Here is a 21,818-nt window from a genome sequence, read left to right on the forward strand (position 1 = left end):
CAGCCTTTATGCTAAGTTTTTATATTATGCTATTGCAGCATAAACGTTTCGTATTCTAAATCTTCAAATTGTTTTGAAAGCCAAAACAATCCTACTACCGAGGTAATAATGGTCGCTAATGCAAAGCCATAGCCATAAAACTGCGGTCCAAAAGCAATTGATAACAAAGTTAAAACAACATTGATTACCAAAAATAACCCCGCTAAAAATAGCACTGTTGAGCGTTTATCTAAATAAAACAAAATATTTAAAATAGATAAAAATATAACTTGTACGCCTACACCAACTACATCAATAAATAAAAGCGTTTTATAGTTTGGATCAATGCCAATAAAGGTAAGTATCTGCTCACCCCATAATAATAAGCAGGCAACGGTAATACCCTGAATTTTAAATATATCGTATAAACCGGCACGCGCAGTTTGGATCATACTGTCTTTTAATATGTAGATCTCTTCAAGAGATGAGCCACCACGAATAGCGGTGTAAAAACGGTCGTACTCTTCTACAAAGTCGGTTTCCATTTTTACTAAAAATACCGCCATACCGGGGATAATAGACAAATAAGCCAAAAATATAGGTAAGTCATAAATTGGGCTGGCTCTTAATGTGCCAATAATTTGAATTGATGTGCTTGGAGAATACCAAAAAATGATTTTATCAGCCCATACACCAATGTTATAAAACAGACCACAAAAGAATAGGCTGTAATACACTTTTTTATTGCTTAAAAAGTCAAAGCTTATAAGTTTTTCACCAGGATAACGGCGAATAATCATAAACAAAAAGCTAAAAAAGAGCAGAGCTTCGCCAGCAAAAAACGCAAAAAATAAGCCGTCTAACTGCCAATCTCTTAATAAATATGCAAGCAATACCATAAAGGCGTAACCACTTAGCATGGTAATTAAAATTAACCGGTATTCTTTCATACCTGATAGAAAAATAGCGCCAAGCCACTGATTACATAAGCTTACAAAGGCACCTAAAATTATAATCTTAGTAACAACGGGTATAGGGAGCATAGGCCATACAGCTAAGCCCACCAATAACGCAGCTATTGTTGTTACAAGTTGCGCACCAAGTAAATTAGGGAGTACTTTTGCCTCTTCTTTTTGAAAAAACAAATCGGCAATAAACCGAGTTAGTAATAACTGCAAGCCACCCGTTAAAATAAGTGAGGCAGCCATCATGTAGGTAACAAGCGTTAAAAATTGAATAATAAGTACTTTAGGTAATACAATTCCTAAACTTAAAATACCAATTAGCATTAACGCTACAATAGAGAGCAGCCAGGGGCCTGAGCCTATTAAACCTGCGTAGCCGTATGCTTCGAAAACTGAGAGCAGGGTATTTTTTTTGAGAATTTTTCGTATCTCAAAACCTATTCCGGCCATGCTATTGTATCCTTATAAAGTTTATCGTAGCGGGCAAACATGTGGCTCTCGTCATAAAATTTTTGTACGCGGTCTAAACCACTTTTTTGATACTCAAGCCAAGCTTGCTCATTTGTTAGCATGTTTGATATTTGTTGTGCTGTTTCGCTAGGTGAAGCAATTGAGACAACTTCACCGGCTTTACCTAATGCTTTATCTTCATCGGTTCCGCCTTCGATTATTTCGCGGCACGAGCCAACATCACTAGCAAGTACAGGCACACCGGCTGCCATTGCTTCTAAAAGTACTAAAGGCTGCGCTTCGGAAATTGAGGTTAAAGCAACAACTCCGAGCTTAGGCAAAATTTTGGTAATATCTTGCATACCTAAAAACTTAACACTGTTTTGTAAATCAAGGCTGCCTACAAGTAGTTCACACTCTTTGTAATACTGCGGATCTTCTTCATAAGGGCCGATGATCCAGCCTTCGACCTCTGGTAATATCGATTGCGCTTCTTTAATCGCACGTATAAAGGTTTTAATATCTTTTATAGGCACTACACGTCCAATTAACCCAACAACCGGTGGTATCTGTTTTGGACGCTGATCAAGCGCTTCAATAAAGCGTACTGTTTTAATGCCATTAGGTACAACAAATGCTTTTTCAGGCGCTGCACCATCTTTTATTTGGCGCTGTCTGTTACCGTCGTATAGCGAAATGATCTTATCTGCTTCTTGGTATGTTGTTCGGCCTATTTGCTCAAAAAAGCTGATCCACATTCGGCGAATAAAGCCCATCTCGGTATTTAAGTTTTTACCTAGGCTTTGTTCAGACTCTTTGATCCAACTGGCTTGAATAAGATCTATTTTTCTCTCTTTGGTGTAAATACCATGCTCGGTCAACAAAAAGGGAGTATCGCTTATTACACTGGCACCAGATCCTAAAATACCAGCATACCCGGTAGATATTGAGTGAATAAGTTTAACTTTTGGAAGTCCACGTGCAATTTCGGCTATTTTAAATAGCGGTTTATATAAATTGCGGTATGACCAAAAAAAGTCAATAAAGGAGGATTCATCACAAAAAGTTGAATAGTAATTAGTGAGCACTTGCCATGATGATTCACTATATAAAAAGTCGGCTTCGTTAATACCGTCTTTTTTAGCCAAAGTTTCAAATGCAAATTTTAACAATTCAGTCGGGATAGGCTCGTTACAATCTCTAAAATAATTTTGTAGTTGTTGCCAGAAATCAAAGAGCTCTTTTTTATATTTAACCCCATGCTTGGCTTTTATTTCAGAAGTATCATTTTCCACTAAATAATGAACATGCAGCTTGGTAACATTTTTAGGTAAAGTATATTGAATCTCGCCATAATGCTCTGGTGCTCCACCTATAAAAACAAGCTCAAAGTTATAATGAGGTAACCCTTCAATTATTTGATGAACCCAACTTGATACACCACCACGTACGTAAGGGTAGGTACCTTCCAAAAGCAGTAAAATGTCTGCATTTTTATTACTCATGCCAATACTCCTGCAAATGACGTAATTCACTGCCTTTAGGTTGTTCTGGGAGTTCTTTTAAATAGCGTTTACAGTCGTCAAACTTGTTCATACAAAAGGCAACTTCGGCTTTATAAGGGAGAACATGACGCCTTGCCATACCAAACTCAGTTGCTTTAAGTAAATACTCATGGGCTATTTCGTATTTGTCTAAGGCTAAAGATATACGGCCTAAAAATATAAAGGTTGCAGGTGTTTTTACGTGCTCAATACTTTGCTCTGCAAGTGCTTCTGCTTTTTCTAAAACGTATTTACGCAGTGCACCTTGGGCTAAACCTAAATAGCTTAGTTCCCAATACAGTTCGGCTAGCTGTTTTTGTAAATGGCTCAATTTAGGCTGCTTAGTCGTAACGGCTATTTCTTGCTGATACAAACTGATTTTTTCGTTGAGTTTGGTTTCTTTACCATCAAGGGTTGAGTAGGCGAGTAGTCGAATATCATCTTCTAAATCTTTAAGTGCTAGCTTTAAAATAGGAATAGCTTGTGAGTCACTCATGTGACGAGCTGCCATTACAGCACTTAAACGTTTATTGGGTTCACTCGCGTGCTTCAAAATTGCTTTAAGTCCGCCAATAGAATAGGTCGGGTTTGCTGATATTGCTCTGGCTTCAAAAGGAAGCTCAGGTATTTTATGCTCTTCTATTTCTATCTCGTCGTTTTTGAGAGGTTTACAAAGAGCAAACGTAAGCGCTACTACAACACCTATAATTCCAAGTACTGGTAATGTAAACAATAATAAAAACATGAGTAGCAAAGAGCTATAAGGAGTCGTTTTGTATTTTTTAGGTATAAAAACATAACTAACAATAGCAAAAAGGATGCTAGCAATAGCATGCAATAATATAGCTAAAAACCAATTAGGTGTTTCCAGTACTTCTATTAGTGCAAAGTACTGGCAAATACACCCTAAAATAGCCGCTACAATAATTATAATCATGAAAGTGAAACCAATCTCTTTATATCATCTGAGCTTATTGGTAGTGCAAGTTGTTGCTCAATAACAATATCAAGCTCAGCTAAAGTGTTACCCGTACGCTCTTTACACCAGGTGTTCATTCGGGCAATAAAGCCTGCTTTTTCAAGTTCATCAGCTAATGGCATTAATAGCAGTAATACCTGATTTTGATTATCATACAAATAAATGTCTAAACCACGGCGTGCTTCACTTAAATAACTCATAAGTTGAGTCGATTTATCAGTAATATTATTGGCTTTTATTTTTAGCAGCTGCGATGGAATGTTGTATCGTTTTGCTTCTTTATTCGCGCGTTTAACTTGGCGAATAAAGTATGGAGACTCTTCATACGTCATTACTGGGTTTGTTATTTCATGGCGCAGTAGGTCGCCAATATGCCCAGCCATAACAGCAAGTAGTGTAAGAGTGGTATTTTTAAGCGCAAAAAATTGTACTCTTTCAACTAAAATAGCGCCATAAATTGTATTATTTACGTCGATAAGTGGGATTGCCATATGGTATTTACTTATACCTAACGCAGTTTTTGCGTCTTTTACTGATACTAATTCTTTTTCTTCAATCATCGCTAATATAAGAGGATCATTTTCAGCTATTTGACCCATTTGGCCAATAGAGGCAAGTGGTGGCTCTAAAACAGTGTCGTTTTCAACTTTATATAAACCCGCTCTTTCTAATAAACCATATTCAACGAATAGGTCGATTATTTTTTGCGCTGCGCTATCAAGCCTTCTTTCTTTTAATAGCCCGATAGAGGTTCTTACTGCTTGTAGCGATTCACGCAAACTTAACGTATGGCCAGCAAGCATTTGCTCTATTCTATCGTGAGATGAATTAATTAAGTGATACTGACGAGTAAATGTTTCAAGGCGATCGGTTACGTACTCAAGCTGAATACTTTGTTGTTGATTAGTACGTTCCCACACATCCCTAAATTCGCCAGTGATCATAATTACAATAATGTAGCCAATCATGGCGTTAATATTGAAGTCGCTTTGTGGTGATAAAATATTTGCTTGTAGTAAAAAAAGTTGACCAACAAGCAAACATAAAATACTAATAAAGCCTTTTGAAAAGCCATAACGTAGAGAAACTAAAAGTGGGCCAAGTACAGGCCACGAAAACCCTCCCTCAGTCCAAAATGGGTCCTCTGCGTTAAATAATACAGGCAGCCCTAAAGCAAGCGCGGTAAATATAAATACCTCAGCCCATATTTGTAGCTCAGGAACGTCTCTTGGTCTAAGGAAATGTGTTTTCACTCACTAACCTCTATATAAGAAATTAAATCGGCAATCACATCTTGTGCTGTTGCTGCAATGCTATCGCGGCCCCAACCACTTTTAGCAATAGTACCCGTCCAAATCGGCGTTGTTTGTCCATTTTCAGTGAGTGATAATGTAAGTGCAACAACGGGTTCGCCGTCAAGCCCAGCTTTGTAGCGCCACTCTTCAATGCTGCCTGTGAGTACATAGTCAGCTTGTTGAGTGCTTAACCACTGCATAGCATTGTCTAAACGGTATTGATCGTCCAGTGGTGGAAGCTCTTTGGTGTTTACGCGAGGTGCGCGTATAAGAGTTGGTAATTTATTTTGTTGCCAAATACTGGCTAAAATATCTTCAGCACGCTCACCTGCAAGCGGTGTTTGAGCATGATTAACAAGTGGCATTAATGCCACAATTTTTGAAGGGCTAAGCTCTACATCATCAGCAACTCTGCTGGTGGTACATGCTGATAATAGTAATACCAAACACGGTATAATTAAACGGAACATACTCTCTCCTAACATTAAAAATGTACGTAATAACCTAATTGTAATTGTGTATCTGAGTTACCCACTTTATTACTACTTTGGTAACCCAGCTGTAATTTAAATAAATCATCGCCCAGTACAGACCAACCTGCGCCACTTGAAACTGATACATCTACTGTATCGTTAAGTGTTTGATAGCCAGTACTTATATCAAATAACCACGAAGGGCTTGCACCTAAATAAGGAGGTTCTAAAGAACCAGTTGAAGCAAATGAGGTCCCTAGTGCAAAACGTCTAAATGGTTGAAGGTCAACTCTTAGCGGTCTTGATTCTGTATTTATTAATGCATTTACACGTTCAAAGTCTTGCCACTGTGCACTAAAATAAGCGTTCCAAATTGGGCGGTCTTTTAAAATGCTGTATTGGTAACGTGCATTATATTCTTGGCCATTTATTAGTGAGCTGCCATCGCTTCTTCGAGAAAAAGACATCGCTGCTGCTGATAGCTGTACGTTTTGTCTACCATCAATATTGTAGTTAACATAGGCCGTGGCTTTATCTAGCTGAGCATAGCTAAGTAGCGCTTCTGATTGGCGGTTTTCAACATTATATTCAAGCTTTAAACCTACCTGTGTACGCGAATCCCATTGATAACGAGAGTCCAAGCTAAAACCTTGACGGCTAACTAAGCTGCCTTGGTGAGAATCTATTTTTGCATCAAAATACCAACGACCAAATGTCATCTTATCTTCTATCGCAAACAGTAATCCGTTGTTATCAAGATTTTGCTGATTACTTAAACTTAATTTCCATTGCCCATTAGCATAAGGAAAATAAACGTTTACATCGTACTGGCTACTGTTTAAACCAGCCTCTGGCGATAGGTTTATTTCAAGCGCTCTAAAATAGGATGCGCGTGCATTTCTGAGTAAACTCAATTGCGATTCATTTGCCTCGCCAGTGAGTTCTTCGTACCAACGTTGCATGGTGGCATAGGGTTGTTTTAAATAGAGTAGGGCGTTTAGCTCATCTAATTTGCTTAGTGAACCTTCAGCTATAAGCTGTTTCGCTTTATTAAATTCGCCGTTGGTCATATAAAGTTGTAGTTTTTGCCATGGCTCTAATTTTTGTGCAGCCCTGCGCGCTAACCACCAGTTTGTTTGGGGCTCACCAATAGTGTCGGGGGCAAGTTCTTCCATTGTGTTTAATTGCATTAAATGAGGAACAGCCATCGCGCCCGCCCAGCGGAACATTAAGCCTCTGTATGCATATTTATCTTTAGGTAAGTGTTGCAGTAAATAGTGATTAAGTTCAGCAGCATTTGCATAGTAGCCAAGTTGTTTCATTACATCGGCTAAGTTAACCAGTGTTGTTAAGTCACTTGGATCTGCAATGGCTAATTTACGCAAATAAAAGTAAGCACTGTTATATGATTTATCATAAATAGATAAGCTTGCTAATAGCTGGGTCCACGCATAGGAAGGATCGCTTTGAGAATAGCGAGCTAAAATGCGGCTAATCATCACAGTGTCGTGCATTTGCAGCGCTAACCAACCTTGTGCAAGCACAACATCAGAGTCATATTCACTTAATTTAGCGGCGCGGTTTAAAGTTGTATAAGCTGAATTTAAATCACTTTGGTTTTGATACCAATTAGAAAGAATTAACCAAGCAGGGTAGAGGGCTTTATTGTAGCGCTGCTTATCAAGTTCAGCATGAATACGTGCAACTGATTTAGCATCATTTACTTGTGTACTTAATAATGCAATTTGAATCAATTGACGGTCAGTTTGCGACTCGCTTTTCCATAAATAATCAAGAAGCTCCTGAGGCCGACCTTCAAAGCGTAATTGTTGGTAGTGCAGCATGTCGCCTACGCTTAAAGGGCTTATTTTTTGTAACTGCTCTAATGCATATAGCTCATGAGCTTTGTCTTGGACTCGCATTGCCATGTCTACATTGGCGCTCCAAAACTCATCATCAGAACTTTGTTGTTTACTTTTTAGCACTTGCAGAGCTGTAGCAAAGTCATCTTCTAGCCAAAATGCGCGGGCAATCCAAAGTAAATCTTCTTCATTTTTAGGCCCTTTATATGTAGGCCACAAGACCCTTAAGGCTTTTAAATTACCAGTATCTTGAAGCACTTTTGCTTTCCAGTATTGTGATAATACACTTTTACCATTTATTTGCTCAAAGCGTTCAATATTGTTTAACTCTTGCTTTGTGTTACCAATAAATTCGTTAGCTTGCATCCAATTAGCAAAACCATTGCCTTTCAGACTTCTGTTTTGCGCCTTGTATTCGTATATATCATTAGCATCTTGGTATAAATATAAAGCGGTGGCATCGTTAATACTGTCGGTAAGCATCGCAGGAGTTACTGCTTTGTTAGACATTAGCCATTTAAATTCTCGAAGAGCTTCTTTAGGCTTGTTTTGCCAGCGCTTTATCTTCCAATTTAATAAATGTAGCTCTTTGTCATCTGGGCTCTGTAGTAATAACTGTGCGAGTAATTGTTCTGCCCCTTTTGCATTTCCATTTGCTAAACGCAGGTGCATTGCTTTTGTTAAGTAGTCGGTGTTATTTGGCTCAGCTTTTAATAAGCTTTCAATGGCTTGAGCTGCATCTTCTGTGTTGCCAGCTAGTTTAGCTAAATAAAGGGTGCGTTTAACATCGGCTTTGTCACCATAGGTTTTCCACCATGCATAAGCTTGAATCGGGTTATTTGCGCCCAGTGCAGTTTCAATCGCTTTAGCTGCAATGTCAGCATTTATATTTATTTTATAAATTGCGAGTGCTTTGTCAGGTTCCCCTGCGCTTAACCAGTAATCGGCTGCAAGGAGTGGCTGTTTATTTTTTTGATAGTACTGAGCAACTTTTGCGTTTAACCCAACTGCTTTTGCAATAGTTAGTATTTGTTCGTTCCAATTTTTATGAGCACCTATTTTTAAAGATAGTTCTTCAAAGCGGTCGTCAATATTAGCCCCGCTTGCTAGCCATAGTGAGTAAAGCAGCTTTATTTCAAGCGTCGCTTTGCGCTCACCTCTAGGTAGTTTTTCAAGCTCGTTAGTGGCTTGTGAATACTCACTAAGCCCTATATGCAGCTCAACTAATTTTGCGCGTAGCTTTTCGTTGTCGGGCTCTGTGTTGAGCGCTGCATTAAGGTACGATTTTTCAAAGGTATAATCTTGTGAAAGTTCATCATCTTCAAAAAATAAGGTGTGAGGAAATAATGCATAAAGTGCAAAACAACTTACAGCTAATATTGCTAATATTGTTTTTACAGAAATTAACTGAGGGCGCTTTTTAGCATTCATTATCGAGCGACTCCATTGCAGTTAAGATAACCATAAAATTGACCCTTTGGCAGATTAAAGTGTGTCACATTAGCGCGTGTTACACCTTTAAAGTGCTCACCCAAATTAGATACAAATTCGCAAGAGCGTGCATTCATTAAATCAAGTGAAGCGGGTACCCACGCTTTAAAACTAACAGGCCCGTTAACTTGCCAGTTATTAATAACAACATTTGCAGACGCTAAATAAGGTTTTTTACTATTTTGGCTGTGATCAAAGCTAAGGCGAGCTATGTTATTTATAACGTGTATGTAGTCACCTTTTTCAGTTACACCCGATACACCTTCACTTTGAGCTATGTTTGGCACATCAAAATCGGTAGGTATCCGTAGAGTACGAATGTACTTTGAGCTAAATAACCATTCATTATTATTGTTTTTTGCAAGTGCAGAAAAGTAAAAATCTTTTGCTACTTTTGCATAATGGCTTAAATGCACCGGTGTATTTGGTCTTGCTAAAACATAATCTATGTTGTGTTTAAGAGCGTCTAAACCCGCAAGAACTTCGCCTGAGTAAAAGTGATAGTAAATAGTGTAAGGTTTTAACCTATATGGTTTTTCTGTTATTTCGAAAGTTTCGGTTAAACGTCTAAAGCCGTAATAAGGGCCATGCCATAGGTTTGTGTAAACATTTTCATTTAATATGGGGGCATAAATTTGATACAGCAAATCACGCTCAGGTCGGCCAATAGGTGATATATGTGTAAGACTAGGATTATCGGCATTTACATCAGTGTTGCCACCGTTGACATTTAACACACCTGCATCACGAGCAAGTTCAAGTGCTTTAGGACCAGGAGTTGCATCGCCTGACCATAACATCATCACTGTTTTTTTATTTTTAGGTGTGAGCTTTTCATCAATGTACTTTATTGAATCTGTAATTTCTTTTTTAAGGCTGATAGTGTTGTAGCCAGGTACATCTAGATGAAAACCGTAATCGGTGTCGTCTTCATCTATTTTTTTTCGCCCAGACAGTGCTGTCCAAAAATAGGGGTGACTATAAGTATGCGAAGCAACTTCTACGTAAGGTAGGTTAAAAATACTACGTGCAATGCCTTCAAGTTTGGCACTTTGTTTAGAGTGAATACCGCCTTCTTCAATGTCAGCTTGGATCACAGATGACGTTAAAGGCAGTTTATAGCGTTTAATTATTTCATCTCGAATTACTTCTGCTGAATAAGGCTTACCTTCGTAATGGGCAACACTTGTAAATCCATCTCCATCGATATGTAGCGTTAGCATTCGCCTGCCACTTTCGGTGGTTGTATCTGGCACTAATATAGGCGGTAGTCCCATAGCCTGAGTTAGTAGTGTACGCGGATCAATAACCCATTTGCTGCCTTCCATCGGAAATGTATCAATTAGCCAAGGAGCAACTACTACTGCACCATATTTAGTTTTAGCAGCTTGTACAACTATTGTGTCATCCGATGATTTTATTGTAATTAAAGGAGTCGCATCAGTTGCTAATTTGAGTAAGTATGGTTTAACAATAGGGGGAGGTGTTGTGGATTCTCCTTTGAGCCAAGGTGCAAAGCTATCTTGTTTATATGGACCTTCAGGCAGTGTGTTTAACGACTCAATACCTAAGCTTAATAATAATTTAGTTGATTGTGGTAACTCGCCTAAAATAAGCTCTGGCACCACACCTAAATTAGCTTCAAGCCAATTGGTAAGTGTTGGAGTGTAAAATGCGTCGCTTGAGGTCCACGAAATAATACCAGCATGTAAGCTAGGGTCAACCAAAGGTAAATCGCGCTTTGCCATATCTATGTAATCAGGTATATACCCCAAATACTCAATCATGGTCGCAAGCTTTAAATGTACGGTAGTGTAAATGAGTGGCTTTACGTTACTGTTGTACGGAATTAGGATGCGCCTTGGTACTGGCGATATGGTTGATGTACCCCATGTTTGTAAGTGCCCATCTGTTACCCAAGGAGTAAAGCCAGCTTGTTTTATTTTTTGTGCCATAGCAAGGCGGTTGTCAGGCTGTGTATAATCAATAACTTGTACTTTAAAACCTAAGTTCTGTGCTGTTTTTAATTGTGCGCTTAGCCAAGCTTGATCGTTCTCTGTGGTTAATTTATAGCTATTATCGGTTGGGTTATAGTGGCTAAATAAGCCCTCAGCAACTAAGTCGTTGGCTAAATTAGCGAGTTTAGGCAATAACTCAAAGCCCCGGTTAAGAATAAGGTGCTTATCAAAAGTCTCAGATAGTGAGCTTATTATGGTGACTAACCCAGCTTGTTGATCGGGTTTACTGTGTGTAGCATCTAATAGCTGATAGCTATCAAGGGTATCTAAAAATAAGCCGCTAAAGCCACGTGCTTTTAATGCCGCAGCGCTATTTGCAATATATTGTTGCCAATGTGCTGATGTTAAATCCGCAATGTGGCTATTCCAGTTGGGGTTTATGCTAAGTGATGACTCACTTTGATTAAACGACTCACCAACACTTAAATAAGCATAAACAGCAATATTACGCTGTTTAAACCAATTAAGTTCGTGCTCAGTCACAAGATCAGGCTGGACTACAACGCGAGAATAAAAGGTCATTTCGGCTAATGGCATCGGCGCTGAGTAGTAAAAAGCGATACTATTATTTACAGGTGCTGAGAATGCATGAGCAGACACTAAAAGTGCAAGGTATAAAATATATTTCATTAATAATTCATTTTTATTAGATTATAACTGTGACTCAAAGTGATGCGTTCCGATTTTTCTAGTTGTTTGGTATTAGTGATATAGGGTTATTATATGTTAATGGAAGTTTAATATCTATATGTTCATTATTTATATGAACCTAAAATCAATACTAACATGAGTCCTGCGTTAACTCATTACATAGCTGGTGATTAATCGTCTTAGTACGCTATAAAATTAAGTTTAGATCAATGCAGCAGCTAGAACTTTAAATCTCTAATGAAAGAGTGGCAAATTATATATTAATTAATACGAAGGTCTCAGTGTTTTTAGTGTCCAAATACCTTCCTTGTGACTATAATATCAGCTAATTGAGCATGGTATGAGTTTACTCCCACCAATTTTTTTATTTACTATGCTTTTAAACCCAATAAAACAATGTAAACAGCCGTAATTTAATTTTTGGCTATTGTCGCTATATATGCATTTATATACCCCGGAGAAATAATGAGTAATTTAAGCTTGAAAAACAAACTGTTGTTATTAGCTATATTGCCCTTAATGCTACTTTTGATTAGCTTGATGCTGAGTTCTTATTATTTAGAGAATAAAAATCAGCAACAAAATTTTGAAGCATTTCAAACTAAGTTAATAAGTGACAAGCAAACGTTACTAAGTACCGAAATTGAAATTGCTGGAAAAATTGTTCGCTATCAATTAGCAAATGGCTCTGAGCAAGATGCTAAAAACGCTTTAAGAGACTTAACATTTGGCCAAGGTGGTTACTTTTTTATATACGATACAAATGGCGTTAGTGTTTTTCATGCATTACTAGGTGATGCTATTGAAGGGCAGAACAAAATAGGGATGACTGACCCTAACGGTAAAAAAATAATAGTGGGTTTATTAGATCAAGCTAGAAAAGGCGGCGGCGCTTTTAACTACCATTTTCAAAAACCAAATACCACAGGCTTAGTTGAAAAGATGGGCTATGCAGCAATGATACCAGGCACAAACTGGATGATTGGTACTGGCGCATATATGGATGATATAGACGCAGAGCTACTTAAATACCAAACAGCAATGCAAGAACACATGAATGATAAAGTAATGACTTTATTGTTAATTGCTTTATTTTGGGTTGTTTTAACTATTATATGTGCGTTAGTTGCCGCAAATACAATGGTAAAACCAATACAGCGCATGGCGCAAAGCCTTGACGACATTGCAAAAGGTGAGGGCGATTTAACTAAGCGCCTAGAGATTGATACTAACGATGAAATAGGCCAACTTGGCGAAGCATTTAATATGTTTGTAAGTAAGCTACATGGCATTATTGCTAACGTGGTTGATGTAACACACGATGTAAAAACAGCTTCTGGTGATATAAATACACAAACACGATTAATTGAAGACAAGTTACTTAATCACAATCATGAAACAGACCTTGTTGCGACGGCTATTACTGAAATGTCGGCTACTTCTCATGAGGTGGCTCAAAATACAAACCAAGTGGCAGAGTCAACCCAAGCGGCAACGCAAGAAGTTGCTAAAGCGCAAGAGTGTGTTGATATTTCACTCAGTGAAGTGTCAAACTTAATGGGAGAAATTAACCTAGCTGCTGAACAGGTTGATTCACTCAGTGATCAATCTAAAAAGATTAATAGCGTACTAAGTGTAATTGGTGGAATTGCTGAGCAAACAAACTTACTTGCACTCAATGCTGCAATAGAAGCTGCGCGAGCAGGTGAGCAAGGCAGAGGGTTTGCAGTTGTTGCTGATGAAGTAAGAAGCCTAGCAAGTCGTACTCAAGTTAGCACACTAGAGATTAGTGAAATGTTGAGTGAGCTACATAATTTAGTATCAGATGCAGTTGCTGCAATGCAAGCAAGCCAAAGTAGTTGTAATCGCTCTGTTGAATCCTCTCGTGCTATTTCAGAAAGTTTAGGCGCGGTAACAAGCTCAGTTAGATCAATTAACGACATGAGTACGCAAATCGCGACAGCAGCGCTGGAGCAAAGTAGCGTTACAGAAGAAATAAACCGTAATGTGTTTGCCATTCAAGAAATAGTTAATGAGCTAACTATTTCAAGTAAAACGACCTCTTCGGTCGGTCAGCATTTGGCTGCGCGTGGTGAAAACTTAGGCCAGCTTGTTGGTCAGTTTAAAATTTAACAAAGCTTGAAGCTCTACACTAAAAGCCGCTAATAGCGGCTTTATTTTTGTGAGCGATTTTTTGTAAAAATTATTGAATTTTTTGTATGCGTTAAGGTCTATCAGCATGCAAATATACTTATACAGTGAAATAACCATGCAAAACATGCCATCAATTAAACGTTGTACTCGAGAAGAGTTAGCGCCAGAGCAAGACTTGGGGCGTTTAGTCTCTTTTTTACGTTCGAGATTAGCCATTCATGTTGATGCCAAGTTACTCCCTATGGACCTAACTTCAGCGCAATATATTGTGGTTGTACTACTTGCGAGAGAGTCGGTTAATACGCTTGCAGGACTCTGCGAGTATATGGTTTATGATCGTGGCGCTATGAGCCGCTTACTAAACCGACTTGAAGAAAAAGGACTCATTATTAAAACGCAATGTGAGCTTGATAAGCGCTCAACTATTTTGTGTTTAAGTGAAAAAGGTAAAGCTCTTTGTCCTGAAATTATGCCTGTAGTAAACGAAGTCTATGCTCAAGCATTAAATGGTTTTTCAGAGCCAGAAAAAAATCAAATAATAGACTTATTATTTAAAGCTATAAATAATCTAGATACATTACCCGAAATTCCCCCCACAAATAGATTATCAATAAAATAGCGATACTGTTTCAACAGAAAGTTAGCGTGCTAATTAGTTGATCTGATTGTGCGTAGAATCTAACTTTGATAATATAGTTGCCTAGGCAATTAAAGTTATCATCTTGTTAGGTTTGTTATGATTGAAAATAATTTGTTAGTGCAATTACAGCAGCAATATCCAGAACATACTTTTATGCAACATCACTTAAGTGTTGTCCATAAGGGACGTTTTGCTAACGCGATTGTGTATCGATATAAAGATAATGAATTTGATTTAATTGTTAAAGATTTTAGCCAAAGCCCGTTATTTATCCGCAAAACATTTGCGCGACTATCTGTAAATCAAGAATATAAAGGATTGAGCCGTTTAGCTGAGCTTGATGCAGTCGCTAACCGCTTTTGTAGGTTATCGCCGATAGCCGTAGCTTATAACTATATTGAAGGCACGCCACTGCGCGCTTTAATTCATGAAGATAAAACGCTACCAGTAAGCTTTTTTAGCGAGCTTGAGCGTCAAGTAGCAAAAATGCATCGTAAAGGCATCGTGCATTTAGACTTGCGTAATATGGGTAACATTTTATGTGGCGCAGACGGTAAACCTTATTTTATTGATTTTCAGTCCACTATTAGCTTTTCACGTTTTCCGCGCTGGTTGCAACGCTTTATGCGAGGGTCTGACATGTCAGGTGTATATAAAGCATGGAATAAATTGGGTGAGCAACCTCTACCACAAAAAAAGCAGGACTATTTAGAGCGCTTTAATCACGTGCGTAAACGCTGGATTTTTAAAGGTTACCCAATACAGCGTGGCTATGCGTGGGGCGCTGCACTTATTACTCAATTTGTAGATTCAGACTTAGTACGAAATATTACTGATAGACTTTAATTTAAAGCACAAACCGTAATTTAAAAACACCTAATTCATTGTGTGATTTTGCCCATATTAGCCTAGCTAATATGGGATTTTTTTTATTATAAGTAATCCCTTTGGTTTGCTTACTTGTTGTTTAATCCCTCAAAAACAATTCCTTTTACTGTTTTTTTAATTTTTTAAAATAAATATTAGTACTGCATTTAGTTTGCCCATACAATGCGCAAAAATAGCTTGCGCATGCTTAATAAGTTCACGTTTTTTCTGCAATTTTTTATTGTTCAAGTAGACTATAAATAATGTGCGCTTTTAAATTTTAAGGTTTTAAGATGATTGAGTATCCGGTAGACCAACTTCCACAGCTCATAAATGATTTATTGCAATGCGATACAACAGAACGCAAAAATAAATTATTAGCAGATGCGCAGTTAACGCTTTCAACAGAGCACCTGTCATTACTTTTTGAGGCGATACCAAAAGAACAACGACTTGAAATTTGGCAGTTGCTTGACGAAGACACGCAACACGAAATTTTTGTTAATTTAAGTGAAGATAGTTGCTTGTGGTTGCTGCAAACACTAGAAGACACTGAGGCTTTTAAACTTCTTGATGAAGTTAATGTAGAAGAGCTACTGGAACTTGAAGAAGTTATACCAGAGCGATTTGTTGAGTATGCAAAAAAGCAACTCGATGAAGCGCAAACCAAACAATATGATTTAGCGCAGCAATACCCGCCAGAACAACTTGGTCACTGGTTAGGTTTTGACTTTTTAAAAGTATCAGAGAAGCTAACTGCCGGTGGCGCTAAAAAATTGCTACATAAAGGTTTACCGCAATACAGTGAGGTTATTTATTTGGTAAGCCGTAAGGGCAGCTTAATAGGTGAGGTTGCGGTAAATGATTTAATAAAAGCCAGCGACACCGATAACTTAATGACATTGGCAAATCATGACTTTTCATCGCTCCATGCTGATGATGATTTATATGAAGCGGCAGAAGTGGTGATCCACAGTGAAAAAATGGCATTGCCAGTGGTTAATGCTGATAACAAATTACTTGGGCGATTAACCATTGCCTCTGCTTATGAATTACGACAAGAAATTGCTGATGAAGCAGCCGCTAAAGCCGGTGGTTTACGTGAAGACGAAGACCTGTTCGCAAGTGTGCGAAAAAGTGCTAAAAACCGTGGTATATGGTTAGGTATTAACTTAGCTACTGCCTTTTTAGCGTCTTGGTTCATCGGTTTATTTGGCGCAACTATAGAACAGGTTGTAGCACTCGCTGTATTAATGCCAGTGGTTGCTTCTATGGGCGGGATTGCAGGTAGTCAAACATTAACCGTTATTGTGCGTGGTTTAGCGCTCGGACAGGTTACAGATTCAAACCGCAATGCGTTACTTAAAAAAGAGCTACGTGTTGGCGCTGTAAATGGCTTGGTATGGGCGTTTGTAATAGGCCTACTTACCTTTTTATGGTTTAACGATTTAATGCTTAGTATTACGATTACGGTAGCCATATTATTGAATTTAGTCGCTGCGTCACTAGCGGGTGTTGTTATTCCGTCTATTTTAGACAAAATGAAAATTGATCCTGCGTTATCTGGCTCGGTAATTTTAACTACCGTTACCGATATTGTTGGGTTTGTTACCTTTTTAGGTTTAGGCAGTTTATTGCTTTTATAGGCATTTTTAACAGGAAAATACAATGACCTTTGAAGTCATGATTTGGTGTGCAATTGCTTTGTGTATTTCACAATCGGCAATATTTTCGGGCTTAAACTTAGCGTTTTTTTCACTAAGTAGGCTTCAGCTCGAAATGGAAAGTGCAAAAGGGAACGAGGCGGCCATAAAAGTGATGGCCCTTCGAAACGACTCTAACTTTTTATTATCGACTATTTTGTGGGGCAACGTAGGTATTAACGTACTACTTACACTACTTTCTGATTCGGTATTAATGGGCGCAAGTTCGTTTTTATTCTCAACTATCGCAATTACTATTATTGGTGAAATAACACCGCAGGCTTATTTTTCGCGTAATGCGCTAAAAATGGCGAGCCTACTTTCGCCGTTAATTAAGTTTTATCAGATTCTGTTTTATGTAGTTGCTAAGCCAACGGCTTTAATTCTCGATGCATGGTTAGGTAAAGAGGGGATTACGTACTTTGCTGAAAGTGAGCTCAGAGGTATTATTCGCAAACACATAGAAGCAGAAGAGGCTGATGTTCAGCACGTTGAGGGAATTGGCGCACTTAACTTTTTTAGCTTAGATGAAATAAGCGTAACCAAAGAGGGTGAGGTAATTGATCCAGACTCTATTATTGCTTTGCCTACTAAGCTTGATTTGCCTATTTTCCCAGACCTTACATTAACGACTGATAATGAGTTTTTACGAAAACTACATAAGTCAGGTTATAACTGGGTGATCATTACCAATGAAGACGGTTGGCCTTTATTAGTGGTAGATGCTGACGGCTTTTTACGTTCAGCCTTGTTTGAACCAGAGACGTTCGACCCTTATCATTATTGTCACAGACCTATTATTGTTGCTGATGAAGCGATGCGCCTGAGTGAAGTTATTTTAAAAATACGGGCTAGTCATTCTTTAGATAAATCGTTTGATGGGGCCATTGATCACGACGTGGTGTTAGTGTGGAGTGATGTGAAGCGCATTATTACCGGTGCTGATATATTTGGTCGGTTACTCAAAGGTATGAGTGCACCAAAACTCGAACTGCATGAAAATACAGAAAATAAAAAGCCGCTATAAAGCGGCTTTTTTGTATTCAATAGAAAGGAGGGTTATGCCCAACCTTCGTAGCGCTTACGACGCGACAACACTATCGTTAATATAATACCTAAAAACAGGCCTAAAAACGCAATAGCACCACCGTAAGTAAGTAGCTGACGCTTCTCTTTTGAGCTAGCAGCTTCCTTTTGGGTGCGCTCTTGCTCTAGCGTTGTTTTAAGCTTAGTAATTTGGGCCGATAACTGCAGGTTTTGATCAGTTAAAGTTTGGTTTTGCTCTTGTAGCTGCGGAAGTTCTATTTGAGCTTGGCGCAGGTTTTCTTGCATAGTACTCATTTCGCTACTTAGTGTTTTGTACTGTTGGTGTAAGCCTGCCGTTTTGGTAACAAACTTAGTTTCTATCCAACCTTCGCGGTCTTTATCATCTTTAATTTTTATAAAGCCGTTTTCTTCAGCAGATAACAAGGTTAACTTTGTTCCAGCATCTACAGAGCCGAGTAGTCGATAATTCTTACTCGCACCAGAGCGCATAAAAGTATATAAATTATCGATAATATAAGCGGTGTTTGCATTAGTTGAATTTGCAGGTTTTGCTTCTTCTGCATAACTCATAAATGTGGTGGCTGTTAAAAGTAGCCCTAATAAACAATGTTTTAGCATTTATCTACCTTGTTGATCTAACTGCGTCCGTTATGAACGTGATTTTCATTTCACATAAGTAGTTAGATAGTATGGATTAAATAGCTCAATAGCAAGACTGATATTGTAACCCAGTAGCAGTTACCTAGCCCACTAGGTTACAAACCTCGCCCCGCGATTAAATTGCCTCTAGATAGAACGAATTTTAATCCACAAAGGTCAACAGGCACTAAAATAAGGCTAAAAAATTTGCATTGTTAGTGTGCTTTGTTTATTTTGAGCACTTATTTATTTTAAAGGTAATCCGCAAACCGAATGGATACTGAGATAGAACTGAAATTTTTGGTATCAGATGCCGTTATTCCACTGATCCCCTCGTTAATTACTCAATTTGCAAAAACGGTGAAGAATAAACCGTCACGCAGCTTACAAAATGCATACTACGACACGCCAAGCCGAGAGCTTAGAGCGCTTGACATAGGCTTTAGAACTCGCTGTTCTGACAGCGAATGCGAGCAAACTATAAAGCTTGCAGGTGAAGTTGTAGGTGGTTTACACCAACGTCCAGAGTACAATTTACCAATTGAATCAAGTCGCCCTAATTTAATGGCGTTTGATGCTGATATTTGGCCTCATGGCATGCAAATAAGCGCAATCTCAAAAAATTTGTATCCAATATTTAGTACTAACTTTATTCGTCGTACTTGGTTAATTGAAACCGAAAGTGGTGCTAAAATTGAAGTTGTACTCGATAAAGGTGAAATTGCGGCTTCGGGTAAAATTGAAATTATTAGCGAGCTTGAAATTGAGCTTGTTGAGGGCAGTCGTAATGAGTTGTTTGCGTTTGCAGATGTACTGGTTAGCCAGAACTGTATCCGTTTAGGATTATACTCTAAGGCCGCGCGTGGTTATCGCCTTGCAGATGAAAAACCTTTAACACCAAGCAAATCTATTGGTTTTGTTCAATTACCAAAGTCGACTACCCAAGAGCGTGCTTTAGTTGAAGCCATGAACTTTGGCATTCGCTTTGTGCAAAAGCATGAGCAATGCTATTTCGATAAGCCAAGTTTAAAAACGCTTAAACGCGTAACTGACGGCATTAGCCTAATACGCCATACTTTTTGGCTGTACGACGATATAGTATCCAAAGAAAGTACAGAACATTTACGTACAGAGCTTAAATGGTTATTAAGCGAATTAGCGTGGGTAGAAAACGCGATTCAATTAAAAACGTACACGTCTAAACGCCATGCTTTTTATAAAAAAATTAATGCTGCTCCAGCACTTACTCAAGTCATTGGTGATTTAAAAGAGTTACAGCCAAGCATTGACGATATAAATGCACTGTTTCATAGCGCGCGTTATAATCGTTTATTACTGTCGTTAACTACGTGGTTAATTGATAAACAGTGGCGTAAAGATTGGGGGCAAATAGAGCTTCAAGCGGCTGAGCAAAACGTGTCGTCCATTGCGAGTAGGCTTTTTAATAAAGACTGGAAAAATCTGCACGAATTACTCCCTAAAGAACAAACACTCGATGTCGCTTCGTATTTAAACCTGCGCACTCAACTTGAAAATAGTTTACTGAGCGGTAACTGCCTAGGGTCGTTATTTGATAAAGAAGAACGCCTAGAGTTTAGATTGCCTTGGCTTGATATTTCTCATGGTATTTATGAGTTAAGTACGCTTGAGTATTTAAAGCAGTTATGTGCTGGGCAAGAAGACGAACAGCTTGCTAAAATCCAGTCATGGCTTGAACAAAAGTCTGAATATTTGGTGAGTGCGATGGAGCAAAGTCGCCTTGCTTCATTTGACATAGAACCTTACTGGCAAAAATAAATGATGCGCTTTTGTAATGAAATTCAGTTACAAAAGTGCTTATTCGTTATTCTTTTATTAGTTAGTTTTAACACTTACGCTGAGCCAACATGGCATTTGTATAAAAACAAAAATGGCGTAAGTGTGTATTATCAAAGCCACAGTGATAATATTTTTGAAGTAAAAGCGCAGATGAGCAAAATACCAACCAGCTTTGCCTCATGGATCAATCCCTACTTGGCTAAGCAATAAAGCCGGCCTAAAAAGTACTTACAACATCTTTATTAATTTACATCATATGCTCACACATAAAAATACACTCCAAAACGACCTGTAATCAAAGTAGGTCAGTGCTAAATATCGAATATATAATAATTTTATGGTGTGTTGAGTAGTCTTTAACTACGCTTAAGCAATAATGACACGCTATTATTTGGAGAATTGATGAAGTATTTAGTGGCTATATTATGTTTGATGCACAGCTCACTCTTATTGGCTCAAGAATATACCTTTGGTGTAGTGCCGCAATATGAGCCGCAAAAGCTAAATGCTATTTGGCAACCTTTGTTAAAGCAAGTAAGTAAGCAAACAGGGGTATCAATAAAGCTAATTACAGTTGAGTCTATTCCGGTATTTGAAAAATCCTTTGCTAATGGCGACTACGACTTTGCATACATGAATCCATGGCACAGTGTTGTAGCATATGAAAAGCAGGGATATTTGCCACTAATAAAAGATGCAGGGCGAAAGCTGCAAGGTATTTTGCTCGTAAACAAAGACAGTAATATTGATAATTTAAGCCAACTAGAGGGCGCCGAAATAGCATTCCCTGCACCTAATGCATTAGGTGCGTCATTATTAATGAGAGCCGACTTAGCGTTGTTGTATGGGCTAACAATAAAGCCTGTATATGTACAAACCCACCCTTCGGTATATTTAAATGTAGCACTGCATTCAACAATGGCGGGCGGTGGTGTAATGGGCACATTTAAACAACAACCAGAAAGCTTGCAAAATAAGCTTAAAATTCTCTATAAAACGCGTGAAATTAGTCGCCACCCAATTGTAGCCCATCCAAGGGTTGATCTTGCAATACAGTTAAAAGTGCAACAAGCTATTTTAGATATTGGGCAAAGCCCAGAGCATAAACATTTACTTGCAGGTATCCCAATTATTAAACCTAGTATTGCAACTTTAGCAGAGTATCAGCAGTTAACTCAGTGGGGCTTGCGCTCATTTTATGTTGAAAATTAGAGGGTTTCGTAGTCTGAGGGCGCAAAGCTTT

General features: G+C 38.3%; 16 protein-coding genes. 8 read left to right on the forward strand and 8 right to left on the reverse strand.

The annotated features are described in order from the left end of the window. Positions 1–29 precede the first annotated feature (29 nt). The 7 genes from pelG to P20429_RS06305 are packed head-to-tail and all read right to left on the reverse strand — an operon-like array spanning position 30 to position 11,686. The gene (gene pelG, locus P20429_RS06335; RefSeq protein WP_007584803.1) at positions 30–1,394 is read right to left on the reverse strand and encodes an exopolysaccharide Pel transporter PelG; all 1,365 of its coding nucleotides are present in this window, start codon (positions 1,392–1,394) and stop codon (positions 30–32) included. Next, entirely contained in the window at positions 1,382–2,899 is a 1,518-nt protein-coding gene (pelF, locus tag P20429_RS06330; RefSeq protein ID WP_007584804.1) for a GT4 family glycosyltransferase PelF, read from the reverse strand. Before pelF ends, pelG begins: the two co-directional genes overlap by 13 nt. Next, on the reverse strand, positions 2,892–3,875 hold the full coding sequence (locus tag P20429_RS06325) for a HEAT repeat domain-containing protein (protein ID WP_007584805.1): 984 nt from the start codon (positions 3,873–3,875) through the stop codon (positions 2,892–2,894). The genes pelF and P20429_RS06325 overlap by 8 nt, the downstream gene beginning before the upstream one ends. Then, entirely contained in the window at positions 3,872–5,170 is a 1,299-nt protein-coding gene (locus P20429_RS06320) for a PelD GGDEF domain-containing protein (protein ID WP_007584806.1), read from the reverse strand. Before P20429_RS06320 ends, P20429_RS06325 begins: the two co-directional genes overlap by 4 nt. Then, on the reverse strand, positions 5,167–5,682 hold the full coding sequence (locus P20429_RS06315; RefSeq protein ID WP_007584808.1) for a hypothetical protein: 516 nt from the start codon (positions 5,680–5,682) through the stop codon (positions 5,167–5,169). Before P20429_RS06315 ends, P20429_RS06320 begins: the two co-directional genes overlap by 4 nt. 14 nt (positions 5,683–5,696) lie before the next feature. After that, positions 5,697–8,978, reverse strand: a complete 3,282-nt coding sequence (locus P20429_RS06310) for a tetratricopeptide repeat protein (RefSeq protein WP_007584809.1) — start codon at positions 8,976–8,978, stop codon at positions 5,697–5,699. Next, positions 8,978–11,686 carry an endo alpha-1,4 polygalactosaminidase gene (locus P20429_RS06305; protein ID WP_007584810.1) on the reverse strand — a complete coding sequence of 903 codons (2,709 nt, stop codon included), beginning with the start codon at positions 11,684–11,686 and terminating at the stop codon, positions 8,978–8,980. Before P20429_RS06305 ends, P20429_RS06310 begins: the two co-directional genes overlap by 1 nt. 486 nt (positions 11,687–12,172) lie before the next feature. Between P20429_RS06305 and P20429_RS06300 the strand changes: the two genes are divergently transcribed. The 5 genes from P20429_RS06300 to P20429_RS06280 all read left to right on the forward strand — a co-directional run bounded on the left by P20429_RS06300 (position 12,173) and on the right by P20429_RS06280 (position 18,098). Continuing rightward, complete coding sequence (locus P20429_RS06300) at positions 12,173–13,840, forward strand: methyl-accepting chemotaxis protein (protein ID WP_007584818.1); 1,668 nt, start codon at positions 12,173–12,175, stop codon at positions 13,838–13,840. Between the two features lie 106 nt (positions 13,841–13,946). Further along, on the forward strand, positions 13,947–14,480 hold the full coding sequence (locus tag P20429_RS06295; RefSeq protein WP_007584825.1) for a MarR family winged helix-turn-helix transcriptional regulator: 534 nt from the start codon (positions 13,947–13,949) through the stop codon (positions 14,478–14,480). A 117-nt stretch (positions 14,481–14,597) separates the two neighbouring features. Continuing rightward, on the forward strand, positions 14,598–15,347 hold the full coding sequence (locus P20429_RS06290; RefSeq protein ID WP_007584826.1) for a hypothetical protein: 750 nt from the start codon (positions 14,598–14,600) through the stop codon (positions 15,345–15,347). Positions 15,348–15,661: 314 nt separating this feature from the next. After that, a complete protein-coding gene (locus P20429_RS06285) occupies positions 15,662–17,014 on the forward strand; it encodes a magnesium transporter (protein WP_007584828.1) in 1,353 nt (450 codons plus the stop codon). Between the two features lie 22 nt (positions 17,015–17,036). Then, complete coding sequence (locus tag P20429_RS06280; RefSeq protein WP_007584829.1) at positions 17,037–18,098, forward strand: DUF21 domain-containing protein; 1,062 nt, start codon at positions 17,037–17,039, stop codon at positions 18,096–18,098. A gap of 32 nt (positions 18,099–18,130) precedes the next feature. Here the strand turns inward: P20429_RS06280 and P20429_RS06275 are convergent, their stop codons facing one another. Further along, on the reverse strand, positions 18,131–18,736 hold the full coding sequence (locus tag P20429_RS06275) for a TIGR04211 family SH3 domain-containing protein (RefSeq protein WP_007584830.1): 606 nt from the start codon (positions 18,734–18,736) through the stop codon (positions 18,131–18,133). A gap of 294 nt (positions 18,737–19,030) precedes the next feature. On the opposite strand from P20429_RS06275, the gene P20429_RS06270 reads away from it, so the two are divergent. From P20429_RS06270 to P20429_RS06260, 3 genes are all read left to right on the forward strand, one after another. Beyond that, the gene (locus P20429_RS06270; RefSeq protein WP_007584831.1) at positions 19,031–20,554 is read left to right on the forward strand and encodes a CYTH and CHAD domain-containing protein; all 1,524 of its coding nucleotides are present in this window, start codon (positions 19,031–19,033) and stop codon (positions 20,552–20,554) included. After that, positions 20,555–20,785, forward strand: a complete 231-nt coding sequence (locus tag P20429_RS06265; protein ID WP_007584834.1) for a hypothetical protein — start codon at positions 20,555–20,557, stop codon at positions 20,783–20,785. A 192-nt stretch (positions 20,786–20,977) separates the two neighbouring features. Beyond that, positions 20,978–21,787 carry a phosphate/phosphite/phosphonate ABC transporter substrate-binding protein gene (locus tag P20429_RS06260; protein WP_007584836.1) on the forward strand — a complete coding sequence of 270 codons (810 nt, stop codon included), beginning with the start codon at positions 20,978–20,980 and terminating at the stop codon, positions 21,785–21,787. Positions 21,788–21,818: the final 31 nt, after the last annotated feature.

Source organism: Pseudoalteromonas sp. BSi20429 (genome assembly GCF_000238895.1).
Lineage (GTDB): Bacteria > Pseudomonadota > Gammaproteobacteria > Enterobacterales > Alteromonadaceae > Pseudoalteromonas > Pseudoalteromonas arctica.